The sequence below is a fragment of the Micromonospora sp. CPCC 205539 genome (assembly GCF_036906815.1).
GTDB lineage: Bacteria > Actinomycetota > Actinomycetes > Mycobacteriales > Micromonosporaceae > Micromonospora.
The window spans coordinates 31,722-48,488 of sequence record NZ_JBAKHW010000035.1 but is presented as its reverse complement, the minus strand read 5'-3'; the positions used below and the strand labels follow the sequence as shown (position 1 = coordinate 48,488).

At 72.6% G+C, this 16,767-nt stretch carries 9 protein-coding genes; all 9 read right to left on the bottom strand.

Annotated elements, in window-relative coordinates; all coding sequences use genetic code 11:
• Positions 1 to 39: 39 nt before the first annotated feature.
• A complete protein-coding gene (locus V6V47_RS25590; RefSeq protein ID WP_334630913.1) occupies positions 40 to 3,435 on the bottom strand; it encodes a phosphodiester glycosidase family protein in 3,396 nt (1,131 codons plus the stop codon).
• A gap of 302 nt (positions 3,436 to 3,737) precedes the next feature.
• Positions 3,738 to 5,879, bottom strand: a complete 2,142-nt coding sequence (gene rho / locus V6V47_RS25585) for a transcription termination factor Rho (protein WP_334630912.1) — start codon at positions 5,877 to 5,879, stop codon at positions 3,738 to 3,740.
• A gap of 300 nt (positions 5,880 to 6,179) precedes the next feature.
• Entirely contained in the window at positions 6,180 to 7,124 is a 945-nt protein-coding gene (gene thrB / locus V6V47_RS25580) for a homoserine kinase (RefSeq protein WP_334630911.1), read from the bottom strand.
• Positions 7,125 to 7,190: 66 nt separating this feature from the next.
• Positions 7,191 to 8,435: an MFS transporter gene (locus V6V47_RS25575; RefSeq protein WP_334630910.1), complete on the bottom strand. Its 1,245-nt coding sequence runs from the start codon at positions 8,433 to 8,435 to the stop codon at positions 7,191 to 7,193.
• Between the two features lie 11 nt (positions 8,436 to 8,446).
• Positions 8,447 to 9,262, bottom strand: a complete 816-nt coding sequence (locus V6V47_RS25570) for a polysaccharide deacetylase family protein (RefSeq protein WP_334630909.1) — start codon at positions 9,260 to 9,262, stop codon at positions 8,447 to 8,449.
• Between the two features lie 161 nt (positions 9,263 to 9,423).
• On the bottom strand, positions 9,424 to 12,708 hold the full coding sequence (locus tag V6V47_RS25565; RefSeq protein ID WP_334630908.1) for an efflux RND transporter permease subunit: 3,285 nt from the start codon (positions 12,706 to 12,708) through the stop codon (positions 9,424 to 9,426).
• A 145-nt stretch (positions 12,709 to 12,853) separates the two neighbouring features.
• Positions 12,854 to 13,903, bottom strand: a complete 1,050-nt coding sequence (gene thrC / locus V6V47_RS25560) for a threonine synthase (RefSeq protein WP_334630907.1) — start codon at positions 13,901 to 13,903, stop codon at positions 12,854 to 12,856.
• A gap of 149 nt (positions 13,904 to 14,052) precedes the next feature.
• Positions 14,053 to 15,372, bottom strand: a complete 1,320-nt coding sequence (locus tag V6V47_RS25555) for a homoserine dehydrogenase (protein WP_334630940.1) — start codon at positions 15,370 to 15,372, stop codon at positions 14,053 to 14,055.
• 8 nt (positions 15,373 to 15,380) lie between these two features.
• Complete coding sequence (gene lysA, locus V6V47_RS25550; protein ID WP_334630906.1) at positions 15,381 to 16,766, bottom strand: diaminopimelate decarboxylase; 1,386 nt, start codon at positions 16,764 to 16,766, stop codon at positions 15,381 to 15,383.
• Position 16,767: the final 1 nt, after the last annotated feature.

Genomic DNA, 16,767 nt, shown 5'->3' with positions numbered 1-16,767 from the left:
TACGGGGAGGGCCCCGGTGACCGGGACCCTCCCGCGCACTCAGCGGGTGATGGTGATGGTGGCCTCGGCGACGACGCCGTTGACCGCGACGGTCAGCCGCACCGGGGCGCCCGGACGCAGCGCGGTCAGGGTTCCGGTCGCCGGGTCGAAGCGGGCGGTGTGCCACGGACGCACCCCGGCCGCCGACCCGACGTGCACGCTCGGCGAGGCGGACCAGTCCGCGCTCACCGGGGCGGCCACCGGGACCGTACGCCCGCCGGGCTGGGTCAGCGTGGCACTGACCGCCGCCGGCACGCCGACCGCGACGCTGGCCGGCGCGCTCAGCGCGAGCCGGTCGACGTGGGCGTGGATCTCCGCGTCGACCCAGAGCGGCCCCTCGGCGAGCGGATCGCGTCGGGCCCGGTCGGCCTCGGCCGGAGTGACCGGGTCGACGCCGAACTCGGTCCAGCCGGTGAAGCCGCCCCGATCGGCGGGGGTGGACGGCGTCTTGCCCGAGTTGCCGTTGATCACGTAAGGCACCCCGTCGACCCGTTCGGCGTGGAAGGTGCCGACGTGCCCGCCCACGAAGAGCGCGCCCTTGCCGGTGCGATGCTGGAAGTCGGCCAGCCACTGCTCCAGCAGCGCCGCCTCCTTCCGATCACCGAGCTGGCTGGCCTGCGCCGGGCTGGGGTCGCGCGGCGGGTGGTGGTGCAGGACGACGACCGAGCCGACGCGGGGGTCGGCGGCTGCCGCGTCCAGCGTCTCGCGCAGCATCCGGACCTGGTCGAAGCCGCCGCCCCGCAGCGTCCCGGTGGACGAGTTCAGCGTGACGAACCGGGTGCCGGCGTGGTCGAAGACCCGCGAGGTGGCACCGAACACGGCCTGGAAGTTGCTGATCGGGGCACCCATGATCTCGTGGTTGCCGGGCACGTAGTACCAGGGCAGCGCGTCGCCCAACTCCTCGTCGAGGATCCGTTTGGCCAGCGCGAAGTCGGCCGGGTAGGCGGTGTCCACGAAGTCGCCGTTGATCAGCAGGAAGTCCGGCCTGGCCGCCCTCACCTCGCGTAGCGTCCGTCGGGCCTGGGCGACCAGGTCGCTATCCGGGTCGGCGGCCACGAACTGGGCGTCGGAGAGCACCGCGAACCGCCACGGCGCGCCGTCGACGGTGCCGTCGCGGACCACCACCCGATCGGTACGCGGGGCCACCGGCGGCACGTCGACCGTGGGCGGCACCTTCGCCACCAGGTCGTCGATGATCACCTCGCTGGTGTACTGCGCCGCGGCGTTGGTCTCGGCCACGTAGAACCGGCGCACCCGCACCGGGTACTGCACCCCGGGCGGCACGGCGAACTCCACGTACCGCCAGCCGGTCCAGGTGATCAGTGGGCCGCGCAGCACGTGCTGGGTGTCCTGGGCGTCGTGCAGGTGCAGGCTGGGCCACTCGCCGGTGCCGTTGCCGTGGATCCACATGCCGAACGCCTGCGGCTGGCCGGGCACCTCGATCCAGGCCGGCGGGTCGGCGTACGCGGCCCGGGTGCCGGTCGACTGGCTGAAGTCGTACGACATCCGCAGGCCGGTGCCGGTGTGACCGGGAGCCGGTGCGACCGATCCGCTGGCCCGGGCCTGGCTGAACCGCCACGACGCGGCGTCGTCGAAACCGGCCACCGGCACGTCGGTCAGCCCCACTGTGATCGGCAGGACTGCGCTGTGACGTCCGACGTGGATGGTGACGAGGGCCGAGCCGGTGTCGCGCAGCGCGGTGACGGCGAGGTTGCCGTCCTCGCTGGGCGTGATCCGCAGCAGGTCGCGGTCGTAGTCGAGGGTCAGGTCGGCCGGCTCGATCGGCGCGGTGGTGCCCTCGGCGTCGTAGCCGACCACACCGAACAGGGCGTTGCCATCCCGGCCGGTCAGCCCCACGCGCTCCACGGTGGAGCCGATCCGGGCCAGCGGGCCGAGCACGGTGAGGCCCAGTGAGCCGGTGGCCCGGCCGCGCCCCGCGGTGACCGTGCTGGCCCCGGGGGCGCCGGCGTGGAACACCCCGGCGTGGTCGACCCGCCCACGTACCACGGGGGTCGCCCGCCAGGTCGGCGTGCCGGCCGCCGGGCCGTACGTCTCGTCGTAGCCGGCGGCGGTGAGGGTGCGGCTCAGGCCGGGGAAGACCCGGTCGGGCCGACCGCCGCGCACCGGCGAGACGCCCGGGGCGGCGGTGGGGTCGCTGGCGGTCTCCACCCAGTACCCCGTGAGCCGGCCGCTGCCCTTCGGCGCGTAGATGGCCAGGCCGTTGGGCACGGCCCGCTCGCTGCCGTCGGACGGGCTGTTCTCCACCTGCACGGCCGGCGCTCCCGGTTCCCGGGCCAGCAGCGTGGACGAGCCGCCACCGTCCAGGTTGAGCGCGTGGTGGGCACCGAGCTCGGCCATCATCCGGCCCATCTCGGTCTGGGTCACGCCCCGGCTGTCGGCCTGCCGGCCGTCCACCGTCAACATGATCATCTTTCGACCGTCGGCGGTGAAGCCGACCGCCGTACGCGGGGCCAGCGACGGGTCGGCGATGGTCTGCACGACGCCGTCGCGGACCAGGACGTTGCTGCCGCCGACCGCCGCGTGCAGGGTGCTGCCGTCGGACGGCTTCGGCCGCCACGCCACCGTGACCGGGTCACCGGGGCGCAGCCCGGCAAGCGCGTCCGCGCCGGCATCGCGGCCGAGCAGCACGGTGCTGCCGGCGACGATCGGGCCGCTGCCGGCCACGTCGGCCACCGCGGTCACCCGGCCGCCGGCCACGGTGACCTCGACGACCCGAGCCGCGCCCTCCACGGCGCGACCCCGGGTGTACGTCCCCCAGAGCTCGGTGAACGCGCCGATGCCGTCGGCCTGCACCATGTTGTTGAACTGGCTCAGCGGCACCGGCCCGGTGGGCAGGGTTGCGGTGCCGTCGAAGTTCACCTCGATCACCCGGCCGAGCCCGTCCGCGGTGACCGCCACCGCGTTGCGGTGACCGCTGACCGCCGACTGGATCAGCTCGCCGTCGCGGATGCCGACGCCCTGGGCGGCACCGGAACTGTTGATGTCGAAGAAGTCGCCGTTGACCGCGGCGACCGCGCGCGAGCGGTCCACCGCTCCCCGCAGCGGCTCAGCCCTGCTGACCGCCCCGGAGTTGACGTAGTCGACGGTGGCTCCACCGGTGAGGTCGGTGGTGAGGGCGTCGGCGCGCAGCCAGCCATCGGCGTCGTACCGGTCGAAGGAGGTGAGCTGCACGCCCGGCGCGACGGGCCGGGTGGTCTTGCTGGGCTCCAGGCCGTCGGCCGGCTCCAGGCCGACCGCGGGCGGGGCCATGGCCGGTAGGGCCATGACGGGCGCGGCTGGCGGCGCTGCGGTCGCCGGCACCGGCCCGACCAGGGTGAGGAGCGGCGTCAGCAGCAGGACGCCGGTGCGGCGGGCGATTCGTCTGCGGGTACGCATGGACGACAGTCAACCCGGTTTTGAATAGAAGTTTCAAGACCTATCGACTAGAGCGAAGGAAAACTTCAGCACCTGGACCGGCGGGCTGACCACGCTCGGCGCTCACTGCTTGATTCACTCCAGGTCCGGTGACATCGCGGTATCCCCGCCCTCGCAAACCCCGACGTCACCGACCTCGTGTCGATCGAGGGGTTACGCGGGGGTGCCCGGCGCCGACAGTTCACCGACCGATTCGGCCCTGGACGCGACGAAGGGGCACGGCCGGTTCGGCCGTACCCCTTCGCCGGTCTACCCCGGGGTGGTTACTCCCCCGGCGTCGACTTCGCGATCTGCATCAGGAACTCGATGTTGGTGCGGGACTGCTTGAGGCGATCCAGCAGCAGATCCAGTGCCGCCTGCGAGTCCAGCGAGTGCAGCACCTTGCGGAGCTTGTGGATGATGGCCAGTTCCTCCGGTGCGAGCAGGACCTCTTCCTTACGGGTGCCGGACGGGTTGATGTCGATGGCCGGGAAGGTGCGCTTGTCGGCGATCTTCCGGTCCAGCTTCAGCTCCGCGTTACCGGTGCCCTTGAACTCCTCGAAGATGACCGTGTCCGCCATGGACCCGGTCTCCACCAGCGCGGTGGCGAGGATGGTCAGCGACCCGCCGTTCTCGATGTTGCGGGCCGCGCCGAGGAAGCGCTTCGGCGGGTAGAGCGCGGTGGAGTCGATACCACCCGACATGATCCGGCCGCTGGCCGGCGCCGCCAGGTTGTACGACCGACCGAGCCGGGTCACCGAGTCGAGCAGCACGACCACGTCGTGCCCCAGCTCGACGAGGCGCTTCGCCCGCTCGATCGCCAGCTCCGCCACCGTCGTGTGGTCCTGCGGCGGCCGGTCGAAGGTGGCCGCGATGACCTCGCCCTTCACCGAACGCTGCATGTCGGTGACCTCTTCGGGCCGCTCGTCCACCAGCACCACCATCAGGTGGCACTCCGGGTTGTTGCGGGTGATCGCGTTCGCGATCGCCTGCAGCACCATCGTCTTACCCGCCTTCGGCGGTGACACGATGAGCGCCCGCTGGCCCTTGCCGATCGGCATGACCAGGTCGATGACCCGGGTGGTGAGGATGTGCGGCTCGGTCTCCAACCGCAGACGCTCCTGCGGGTAGAGCGGGGTGAGCTTGTAGAACTCGGGCCGGCGCCGCGCCTCCTCCGGCTCCATCCCGTTGATCGTGTCCAGCCGCATCAGCGGGTTGTACTTGTCCCGCCGCTGGTCGCCGCTGTTGCCGCCCTCGCGGGCCGCGCGGACCGCGCCGGTGATCGCGTCACCGCGGCGCAGGCCGTACTTCTTGATCTGGGACATCGAGACGTACACGTCGTTCGGGCCGGCCAGGTAACCGGTCGTCCGCACGAAGGCGTAGTTGTCGAGCACGTCGATGATGCCGGCCACCGGGACGAGGACGTCGTCCTCACTGACCTGCGGCTCGCGGCCGCCGCTGTCGCCAGCGGTCTCGGGGCGGTCACCACGGCCCCGGCGGCGGTCCCGGAAGCGGCTGCGCCGGCCACGCCGGCCGCCGCTCTCGTCGTCGTCGCCCTCGACGTCACGCTCGGCGCGCTGACCACGGTCGTTGCGGTCGCCCCGCTCGTTACGGTCGTTGCGCTCGCCCCGGTCGGAACGCTCGCCCCGCTCGTTGCGGTCGGCACGCTCGCCCCGGTCGGAACGCTCGTTGCGGTCGCCCCGCTCGGCACGGTCGCCCCGCTCGGCGCGGTCGCCCCGCTCGGCACGATCGCCCCGCTCGGCGCGGTCGCCCCGGTCGGAACGCTCGCCCCGCTCGGCACGATCGGTGCGCTCGGAACGCTCAGCCCGGTCGGAACGCTCAGCGCGCTCCGGACGCTCGGTCCGGTCCCGGCGGCTCTCGCCCCGGTCGGTCCGCTCGCCGGCCTCCGCCTCGTCGGTGCGCGCCTCGGTGGCACGCGCCTCGGTCGACCGCGCCTCGGTGGTACGCACCTCGGTGGACCGCGCCTCGGTGGACCGCGCCTCGGTGGTACGCGCCTCCGCAGCGGCCCGACCCCGCCGGGTGCGACCCCGGCCCTCGGTCTCGGCAGCCGGCTCGGCCGGAGCCTGATCGGCGCTGCGCCGCTCGGCCGCCGGCCGGTCAGCGGTGTCCCGCACCTCGGCGTGCACCCCCTCACGGGTGGGAGCGGCCGCGGCCGCGACCTCGGCCCGCGGTCGAGGGGTCCCGGCGGCGGCGCCGCCCTGCCGCTCGGAGATCGCGGCGATCAGCTCGCCCTTGCGCATGCGAGCCGTGCCGGAGATGCCGAGCGACGCGGCCAGGCTCTGCAGCTCTGGCAGCAGCATCGCCGACAGACCGGTGCCGCTACGCCGACGACGGGCGGGAGCGGCGGTGGTGGCATCGCCAGCGACGTTGGAAACATCCGACGTCACGTCGGTGGTGTCGCTCAATGGAATCCTTCCCTCGATAAAGGCCGGGACTGCCCGGAGTCGGAACTCAGGTGGCCGGGCGGCCTCGGTGCACCCGCCTCGCAAGGACGCGTCGCGGGAGTCTTTGACACACAGCAGCCGGTCGGTATCCCGACTCACCAAAGATCGGTGAGCAGGTCTCGCCGTCTGCGGCGACCTGTGGAAACTGCGGTGCGGCGTGGGCCTTGGCAGGGGTGTGACGGGCTAACCGCCGAGAGCTTCGGGGTGCGCCGCCCCGCAGGAGATCGCGTGCTTCGCGGCTGTGCTAGGTCTAGAGCGTAATCAACTCTTCCGACCTGCGGCAACAGGGTCCCGCTCGGCGTGTCCAAGTCTACCCCGGACGAGCCATGCGCCGCTGACATCTATCGGCAACTGCCAGATCTGCCAGTCTGTTCCCGCGGAAAAGCCCGCCGGGGGCTCGCTGAGCGCCAGCACGGTCGGCCCCGCCCCACTGACCACAGCCGCCACACCCGCCGCTCGCAACTCGCTGACCAGCGCTGACGTGCCCGGCATACCGGGTGCGCGGTAATCCTGGTGGAGCCGGTCGACGGTGGCCGGCAGCAGCAGAGTGGGATCCGTGGTCAGCGCGTGCACCAGCAACGCCGCCCGCCCGGCGGTCAACGCGGCGTCGCGGTGCGGCACGGTGGCCGGCAACGCGGCCCGGGCGGCCGCGGTCAACCCCCGCTCGGCCGGCACGAAGACCGTGGGCCGCACCCGGCTCGCGACCGGCAGGGACACCGCCCGAGCGCCGGTCGGCTCGGACCAGGCCACCGTGAAGCCGCCGAGCAGGCAGGGCGCGACGTTGTCCGGATGGCCCTCGATCTCCGCGGCCAGCCCGAGCACGCCGGCCTCGTCCAGCCGGTGCTCCCCGTCGGTGACCAGGGCGCGGGCCAGCAGCACACCGGCGACGATCGCGGCGGACGAGGAGCCCAGCCCACGCGCCTGCGGGATTCGGTTGACGCACTCCACGCTCAACCCCGTGGGCTGGCCACCGAGCACGTCGAAGGCGGCCCGCATGGCAAGCACCACCAGGTGCCGGTCATCGTCGGGCAACTCACCGGCACCCTGCCCGGTCACCGCCACCCGGACCCCGCCCGGTGCCACCTCGGCGGCCACATCGTCGTAGAGCCCGAGCGCGAGACCCAACGCGTCGAAGCCCGGGCCAAGATTGGCGCTGGTCGCGGGAACCCGGACCCGGACCGGCCCGGCGGTGAAGTTCGTCGGCACGAGCTCATGCTAGGCGGCGGTACCGACGATCTGGCCGCACGCCCGCAGCGATGGGACCGGCTGGGGTCAGCCGGCCGGATCCGGGACCGGCTCGGCGGCCGGCTCGGTGAGTGAGAGCTTGCGCGTGGCGATCCGCCAGCCGACCGCGTACACGACGGTCACCAGGCCGCAGCCGGCCAGCACCACCCGCTCGTCCACCGAGTCCACCACCAGGGCCACCACCAGTTGGCTCACCGAGATGGCCAGGGTCGCGAGCATCATGTCCGTGGCGAAGACGCGCCCGCGCAGCCGGTCCGGCACCTCGCCCTGCAACGCGAAGTTCGACATCACCCAGTTGCTGCCGCCCGCGAAGTGCGCCACGAAGACCAGCAGCAGCACCAGCGGAAACCAGCCGACGACCGACGTACCCAGGTAGGACAGGCCGTAGAGCGACATGGACACGGCCAGCCCGGGCAGCAGCCAGGACCGGTTGGTCAACACCCGACGCATCAGGATCGGCCCCACCAGCGCCCCCGCGCCGCGGACCGCGAACAGCAGGCCGGCGCCCAGCGGGCCGACCCCGTACACGCCAGCGAGCAGCGGGAACACGGTCAGCACCCCGTTGCCCAGGCCGACCGCTGACTTCACCGTGACCAGCGCCAGCACCCGAGGCCGCTGCCCGATGTAGCCGAGTGCCTCGCGGACCGCCGGCCAGGTCCGCTGAGCCGGCCGGTCGTCGTCCCGGGGTGCCTGCAAGGGCCGGCGGATCCGCGCGGCCAGGCCCGCGGCCAGCGCCAGGCCCACCGCCGCCACCCAGAAGCAGGCGTACGGGCCGGCCGCCGAGGTGAGCACACCACCGAGCGAGGCGCCGACCACCGTCATGGTGCCCCACGCCGAGCCGGCCACCGCGTTACCGGCGGCCAACTCGTCCGGCTCCAGCACGTTGGGCAGCGCCGCCTGGGCGGCCGGCGAGTAGAACGCCTTGGCCACCGCCACCACGCCGATCGCCACCAGCGCCAGCCAGGCCGTTCCGGCGCCCCGCACACCGAGCAGCAACAGCACGCCCGCCAGCGCGGCCACGTTCGCCACGATCATGATCTTCCGCCGGTCGAACCGGTCGGCCACCGTGCCGGTGTACGGCAGCAGCAGCGCCACGATGCCGGTGTCCACCGCCAGCACCAGCGCGCCCCACACCCCGCTGCCGGTCAGCTTGGGCAGCAGCACCAGCAACGGCACCATGACGAACCAGTCGGCACCGAAGACGACCAACTCGGCCATGAAGAGGTTGCGGAAGCTCCGGTTGCCGGTAAGGACCGCACGGGTGGACGTCACGGAGCGCGACCCTACCCGGTCGGTGCAGGGGCAACATCAGGGGCGAGCAGGGCCGACGCGGTCACGAAGGTGTAGCCACGCGCCCGCAACCCGTCGATGATGTCCGGGAGGCCGTGCAGCGCGACCAGTCGGCGTCGCGCCCCCACGTCGTGCCCGAGCAGGATCGTCCCCGGCCGGACATCGGCCACGATGCGCCGGGCATGGCCGGCCGGATCATCGGGGAAATCGCGCTCCACCATCTGCAGGGACCAGAGCACCAGCCGACAGTCCAGCCGTGCCGCCGCGTGCAGCACCGACCCGCCCAGGTGGCCGTACGGCGGACGGATCAGCCGGGGCGGCCTCCCGGTCACGTCGGCGATCGCGTCGTGGCTGCGGCTAAGGTCGTCGTACGCCTCGGCGGCGTTGAGCCGCGCCAGGTCCCGGTGTGCCCAGCTGTGATTGCCCACCTCGTGCCCCGTGAGCCGATCACGGATGACGTCGGCGTGCCGCCTGGCCTGCGCGCCGACCAGGAAGAACGTGGCCGGCACCCGATGCTGGGCCAGCGTGTCCAGCACCATCGGAGTCCACTGTGGTGCCGGCCCGTCGTCGAAGGTGAGCGCCACCAGCCGCTGCGCGGTCGGCGCCGACCAGACGACCGCCAGTTCGCCGGAGCCGGCGTCCTGGGGGCCACTGCCGACCGTTGCGCTGGCCGCGCCGACGGTCGGCAACCGTCTTTGGACGCGCCACCATGCCTGCGAGGCACCCGCGCCGACGGCGGCACCGCCGCCCAGCAGGGCGACTCGGCGCAGCAGGTCGCGTCGACTCCAGCCGTGCGCGCTCTCGGCCATCCGCCCGCCCCCGCTTCAGCCACCCCGCATGCCACTACGAGTATGCGAGCTGTGACGCACGGTACCGGGTAGGCGGACCGATTGAGGCACCCGCGCCGACGCGGCGAGACGCCCCCGGCGGGTCGGAACCCGTCGAGGGCGTCTCGGAAATGCGGATCGGACTACTCGTTCGGCTCGACCGGAGGCAGCGGTGAGGTGCGGCTACGGGGCAGCCGCAGCACCTCGAACTGGTCCGTGCCGTCCACCAGTGCCGCCGACGGGGCGGGCCGCCCCGCGGGAGGCTGCGTACCCTCGGACCGCGCCGGCGCGCCGACCGGTACCGCGACCTGGTTCGGGCCGGTCTGCTCGGCCGACTCCGGACCCGTCGGCTCGGTCACCTCCGGATCGCCGGAGCGCCGCCGACGGCGCCGCTCCCGCAGCGACTCCTTGGTGTGCTCCACCATCGAGTACAGCGTCGGCACCAGGATCAGCGTGAGCAGTGTCGAGCTGAGCAGACCACCGATCACCACGACGGCAAGCGGCTGCGAGATGAAGCCACCCTCGCCGGTCAACCCGAGCGCCATCGGCAGCAGCGCGAAGATGGTCGCGACCGCGGTCATCAGGATCGGGCGCAGCCGACGTCGGCCGCCCTCGACCACCGCCTCCCGGACCCCCATGCCCTGGGCCCGGTACTGGTTGATGAGGTCGAGCAGGACGATCGCGTTGGTCACCACGATGCCGACCAGCATCAGTACGCCGATCAGCGCCGGCACACCCAGTGGCGTGCCCGTGATGAGCAGCAGACCGATCGCGCCGGTCGAGGCGAACGGGATGGAGATCAGCAGGATCAGCGCCTGGGTGAGGCTGCGGAACGTGGCCACCATGATCAGGAACACGATCGCGATCGCGGCCAACACCGCCAGACCCAGATCGCCGAAGGCATCCGCCTGTTCCGCGCTGACCCCGCCGATGGTGAAGCTCGCCCCCGGTACGTCGAGACCGTCGAGCCGCGTCTGCAGCTCCTTGCTGGTCGCACCCAGGTTCGAGCCGGTCGCCGTACCGGTGACCGAGACGCTGCGCTCCCCGTCGATCCGGGTGACCTGCTGCGGGCCCTCGGCCTTGGTGACCTTCGCGATGTCACCCAGCTTGACCGGGCCGATCGGCAGGGCGCTCAGCTCCTCCACCGTCACCGGCGGCTTGGCGCTCAGCCGCAGCACCACGTTCTGCTGCTGGCCGTCGAGCGCGACCTGCCCCAGCGGCGCCCCACGGAATGCCTGGGACACCAGCTGACCCACCGCGGCCTCGGTGAGCCCGACCCGGCCCGCGGCGACCCGGTCGACGGCCACGTCGACCCGCGGCACCCGCGCGGCCAGGCTGGTGGAGACATCCTCGACGTCCGGCACACCGGCCATCGCCGTCCGCGCCGCCTCGGTGGCCCGCGTCAGCACCTCCGGGTCGCTGGCCTGGACGACCACCTCGAGCTGACTGGTCGACGCCTCCTGCCCGCCGCCGAAGCTGATCTCGCCAACCCCGTCGCCGAGCTTGTCGAACTCCTTGCGCAGAACCTCGCGCATCTCCTTGGCGTCGGTGTCCCCGCCCAGGGCCAGCGACCAGCTGGCGACGTTGTTGCCGCCGCCGCCCGCCCACGGCGTGTCCCCGCCGCCCGCGGTCACCTGGTACGTGTCGACACCCGCCGTACGGGCCAGCACCGTCTCGACCTGCCGGGCCGCCTCGTCGGTGGCCGCCAGGCCGGTGCCGGCCGGCAACTCCTGGCTCATGTTGAGGGTGTCCTGGCCGGAGTCGTCCAGGAAGTTGGTCTCCAACTTCTGGGCCAGACCGAAGGTCGCGAACAGCACCAGCAGACCGAGCCCGACGGTCACCCAACGGGTGGACCGCTTACGGGTCGCGAAGCCGATCACCGGCAGGTACGCGCGCTGCAACGGGCTGCGCAGCTCCTTCTCCTCCGCGTCCCGACGCACCGCCTCGTCGTCGACCGTGCCGCCGCGCGGCTTGAGGAACCAGTAGGCCAGCACCGGGATCACGGTCAGCGACACCAGCAGCGAGGCGAGCAGGGCCACCGTCACCGTGATCGCGAACGGCGCGAAGAGCTGCCCGACGAACCCGCCGACCAGCGCGATCGGCGCGAACACCGCGACCGTGGTGAGGGTGGACGCGGTCACCGCGCCGGCCACCTCGCGGACGCCGGTGATGATCGCGTGCCGCTTCTCCTCGCCGTACTCGAGATGTCGTTTGATGTTCTCCAACACCACGATCGAGTCGTCCACCACCCGGCCGACCGCGATGGTCAGCGCGCCGAGGGTGAGCAGGTTGAGCGAGTAGTCACCGATCCACAGGGCGAGCAGCGCCACCAGCACGGAGAGCGGGATGGAGACCGCGGTGACCACGGTGGACCGGATCGACAGCAGGAAGACCAGGATGACGATGACCGCCATCAGCAGGCCCAGCAGGCCCTCGGTGGTCAGCGACTCGATCGACTTCTCGACGAACGGCGCCTGGTCGAAGACCACGGTCAGCTCGGCGCCCGAGGCGTTCTCCAGCTCGGCCAACTGGTCCCGGATCTCGTGCGAGATCTGCACGGCGTTGCCGTCGGGCGAGGCGGTGACCGCGATGCCGAGGCTGTCCTTGCCGTTGGTCCGGGTGATCGCGGTGGCCGGTGCGAGCTGCTGCTCGACGCTCGCCACGTCACCGAGGCGGACCGGGCTGGCGCCCGGGGCCACCACGATGCCGCGCAGGTCGTCCAGAGTGGCGACCGGCGTACCGACCTGCACCGGCAGGGCGAGGGTGCCGTCGGTCACCGCGCCGGCGGGGATCGCCACGCCGTTGGTCTTCAGCGCGGCGCCGATCGCCGTGGGCTGCAGCTTCGCGGCGGCCAGCTTGGCCGGGTCCGGGGTGACCACCACGACGTCGTCGCTGGTCCCGGTCACCTCGACGGTACGGACGCCGTCGATGCCCTCCAGCTCCGGCACGACCGTCGCGCGCAGCTTCTCGGCGAGTGCCCGCTGGTCTGCGGCACCGGCCGCGGCCAGCACCACCGCCGGCAGGTCGTCGGTGCTACCCGCGATGACCTGCGGGTCGACGTCCTCCGGCAATTGGGCGTCGATCCGGCTCAGCGCGGTCTGCATCTTGTTGACCACGTCGTCCAGGTTGGTGCCGAACTCGTACGTCACCTGGACGGTGGCGGATCCCTCGCGGGAGGTGGAGGTGATCTCGTCCAACCCGGGGATGCCCTGGAGGGCGTTCTCGATCGGCTCGGTCACCTGCGACTCGACGATCTCGGGCCCGGCGCCGGGGTAGGCGGCCACGATGAACGCGGCCGGGAACTCGAGCGACGGCAGCAGTTGCTGCTTCAGCGACGGCACGGCGAACGCTCCGAACGCCGTAATCACCACCGCGATGAGGGCCACGAGCCCTCGGTTGGCGAGGCTGAATCTGGCGAGCAGCGACATCGGCCTGGCTCACTCCTGAAAGAGAATGCGTGCGGGGATACGTGAAAGTGTGCCGGACCCGGTGACTCCGATCCGCGCCGGCCCCAGGCCGTCCCCTCACCGGCTGCTCAGGCCAGGTCGAGGGCGCAGACGGCGCGGGGGCTGCTCAGGCGAGGTCGAGGGCGCGGGCCGCGGCCAGCGGGTCGTTCTGGATGGTCAGCGGCGCGGGGGCGGTGGAGATCGCCCACTCCGGGTCCTTGAGGCCGTGGCCGGTCACCGTGCAGACCACCGTCGACCCGGCCGGCACCGCGCCCGCCGCGGCCTGCTGGAGCAGGCCGGCCACGCTGGCCGCGCTGCCCAGCTCGACGAAGACACCCACCTCACGGGCGAGCAGCCGGTACGCGGAAAGGATCTCCCGGTCGGTCACCGCCGCGATCAGACCCTCGGAGGCGTCCCGGGCGTCCAGCGCCTTGGTCCAGCTGGCGGGGTTGCCGATCCGGATCGCGGTGGCGATCGTCGACGGCTCCGGCACCACCTGACCGGTGACGATCGGGGCGGCCCCGGAGGCCTGGAAGCCGTACAACTTCGGCGTCTTGGTGACGGCACCGGCGGCGTACTCCTCGGAGTAGCCCATCCAGTAGGCGGAGATGTTGCCGGCGTTGCCGACCGGCAGGCAATGGATGTCGGGCGCGTCGCCGAGCGCCTCGACGATCTCGAAGGCGGCCGTCTTCTGCCCGTGCAGCCGGTCGATGTTGACCGAGTTGACCAACGCGACCGGGTAGTCCTGGGCGAGCTTGGCGGCGAGCGCCAGGCAGTCGTCGAAGTTGCCGCTCACCTGGAGCAGCTTGGCGCCGTGCACCAGCGCCTGCGCCAGCTTGCCGAGCGCGATCTTGCCCTGGGGCACCAGCACCGCGCAGGTCAACCCGGCCCGAGCCGCGTACGCCGCGGCGGAGGCGCTGGTGTTGCCGGTGGAGGCGCAGATGATGGCCTTGTTGCCGGCCTCGACCGCCTTGGACACCGCCAGGGTCATCCCCCGGTCCTTGAAGGAGCCGGTCGGGTTGGCGCCCTCGACCTTGAGGTACACGTCACAGCCCAGCCGGGCGGAGAGCACCGGCGCGGGCAGCAGTGGGGTGTTCCCCTCGTGCAGCGTCACGACGGGCGTGGCCTCGGTGACCGGCAGCCGATCCCGGTACGCCTCGATCAGACCGCGCCACATGTCGTTCTCCTCGCCTCTACCGCCGCATCGACCTGAGGACCAGGCCAGCGTGGCCCAGCCTGCCGGAGCGACCGGTGGCGCACCCCGGGTTACCCACCTGGCGGGACGCGAGGGCCGTCACCGGCCCGCCCCACCGTAGGGACAACGACTCAGACCCCGCCCTCGACCCGCAGCACGCTCGTCACCGACCGGACGATGTCCAGGCCCCGCAGCTCGCCCACGGTCGCGGCCAGCGCGGCGTCCGGAGCCACGTGGGTGACGATGACCAACTCGGCGTCGTCGGCCCGGCCGGTGCCACCGCCCGAGCCGCCCGCGGAGCCCTGCCGCACGGTCGCGATCGACACGTCGTGTCGGGCGAACACGCCGGCCACCGCGGCCAGCACACCCGGCCGGTCGGCCACGTCCAGGCTGACGTGGTAGCGGGTCAGCGCCTCGCCCATCGGCCGTACCGACAGGTCCGCGTACGCGCTCTCGCTGGCCGCACGCACCCCGGCGAGCCGGTTGCGGGCCACCGCCACGACGTCACCGAGCACGGCGCTGGCGGTCGGCGCGCCGCCCGCTCCCCGGCCGTAGAACATCAACTGCCCGGCCGCGTCCGCCTCCACGAAGACCGCGTTGAACGCGTCGCCGACGCTGGCCAGCGGGTGGCTGCGCGGAATCATCGCGGGGTGCACCCGGACGCTGACCGTCTCGCGGCCGGTCGGGTCGACGCCCCGGGCCGCGATGCAGAGCAGCTTGATGGTGCAGCCCATCGCCTGGGCGCTCGCCATGTCCGCGGCGGTCACCTCGGTGATGCCCTCCCGGTGCACGTCGGCGGCGCCGACCCGGGTGTGGAACGCGAGCGAGGCGAGGATCGCGGCCTTGGCCGCCGCATCGAAGCCCTCCACGTCGGCGGTCGGGTCGGCCTCCGCGTACCCCAGCTCGGTGGCCTCCTCCAGCGCCTCGGCGAAGCCGGCGCCGGTGGCGTCCATCGCGGAGAGGATGAAGTTGGTGGTGCCGTTGACGATGCCGGTGACCCGGTTGATCCGGTCGCCGTGCAACGACTCGCGCAGCGGGCGGAGCAGCGGGATCGCCCCGGCCACGGACGCCTCGTAGTAGAGGTCGCCACCGCCCTCGGCCGCCGCGTCGTGCAGCGCCACGCCGTCCTCGGCGAGCAGCGCCTTGTTGGCGGTGACCACGCTCTTGCCGGCGCGCAGCGCCTCGACCAGCCAGCCGCGGGCCGGCTCGATGCCGCCGACCACCTCGACCACCACGTCCACGTCGTCGCGCTTGATCAGACTGAGCGCGTCGGTGGTGAAGAGGGCCGGGTCGACCGCCAGGTCACCGCGGTCGCGGCCGAGCCGGCGGACGGCGATGCCGGCGATCTCCAGTGGAGCGCCGATCCGGGCGGTCAGGTCCGTGGCCTGCTCGTGGAGCAGCCGGACCACCTCCTGGCCGACGGTTCCGCAGCCGAGCAGCGCCAAGCGCACAGGTGACGTCATCCAACATCCAATGCGAGCAGGTCCTCTTCGGTCTCCCGCCGGACGATCAGACGCGCCTGACCGTCGCGCACCGCGACCACCGGCGGTCGGGGTACGTGGTTGTAGTTGCTGGCCATGCTCCGGCAGTACGCACCGGTGCCGGGCACCGCGACAAGATCTCCGGGCTGCACGTCGGCGGGCAGGAATTCATCCTTCACCACGATGTCCCCGGACTCACAGTGCTTTCCCACCACGCGGGCGAGCAACGGCTCCGCGGTCGACGCCCGGGAGGCCAGGGTCGCCGAGTACGACGCCCCGTAGAGCGCCGTCCGGATGTTGTCGCTCATCCCGCCGTCGACGCTCACGTACGTCCGGATGCCGTCGAGGCCCTTGACCGTGCCCACCTCGTAGAGGGTGAACACGGCCGGCCCGACGATCGCCCGGCCCGGCTCGATGGAGAGGCGCGGCACGGCCAGCGACTCGGCGGCGCACTCGGCGGTGACGATCCTGCGCAGGCGCGTGGCCAGATCCTCTGGCGTGGCCGGGGTGTCCTGGGTGGTGTACGCGATGCCGAAGCCGCCGCCCAGGTCCAGCTCGGGCAGCTCCACCCCACGTGCGTCGCGGATCTGCGCCTGCAGGGCGAGCACCCGCCGTGCCGAGACCTCGAAACCACTCGTGTCGAAGATCTGCGAGCCGATGTGCGAGTGCAGCCCCCGCAGCTCCAGCTCGTCCTCGTCGAGGATCTTGAGGGCGGCCGTCAGCGCGGCCCCGCCGGCCAGCGAGAAGCCGAACTTCTGGTCCTCGTGGGCCGTGGCGATGAACTCGTGGGTGTGCGCCTCGACCCCGACGGTGACCCGGACCAGCACCCCGGGACGGACTCCCCGCTCGCGGGCCAGCGCGGTGAGCCGGTCGATCTCGATGAACGAGTCGACGATGATCCGGCCCACCCCCGCGTCCAGCGCCCGGGTCAGCTCGGCCACCGACTTGTTGTTGCCGTGGAAGCCGATCCGCTCCGGCGGCATCCCGGCCGACAACGCGGTGGCCAGCTCGCCACCGGTGCACACGTCCAGGTAAAGCCCCTCCTCGGCGATCATCCGGACCACCGCCCGGCAGAGGAACGACTTGCCCGCGTAGTAGACGTCCTCGGTCGCGAAGGCGCTCCGGAAGTCCCGGCAGCGGCCGCGCAGGTCGGCCTCGTCCAACACGTACGCCGCCGTGCCGAACTCGGCCGCGAGGTCACGGACACTGAGGCCCGCGACGGTGAGCGCGCCGTCGGCGCCGCGCGCCACCGTGCGTGGCCACAGCGCCGGCACGAGGGCGTTGACGTCCTCCGGGGTACGCAGCCAGGTGGGCCCCCGGCTGCCGATGTCGCCGTGCAGCGCGCCGGCCTCGTGAGCCCGCATG

Coding starts and splice junctions, on each gene's coding strand:
- V6V47_RS25590 (WP_334630913.1), bottom strand. CDS start 3,435: ATGCGTACCCGCAGACGAATCGCCCGCCGCACCGGCGTCCTGCTGCTG.
- V6V47_RS25570 (WP_334630909.1), bottom strand. CDS start 9,262: ATGGCCGAGAGCGCGCACGGCTGGAGTCGACGCGACCTGCTGCGCCGA.
- lysA (WP_334630906.1), bottom strand. CDS start 16,766: ATGCGGGCTCACGAGGCCGGCGCGCTGCACGGCGACATCGGCAGCCGG.
- thrC (WP_334630907.1), bottom strand. CDS start 13,903: ATGTGGCGCGGTCTGATCGAGGCGTACCGGGATCGGCTGCCGGTCACC.
- V6V47_RS25565 (WP_334630908.1), bottom strand. CDS start 12,708: ATGTCGCTGCTCGCCAGATTCAGCCTCGCCAACCGAGGGCTCGTGGCC.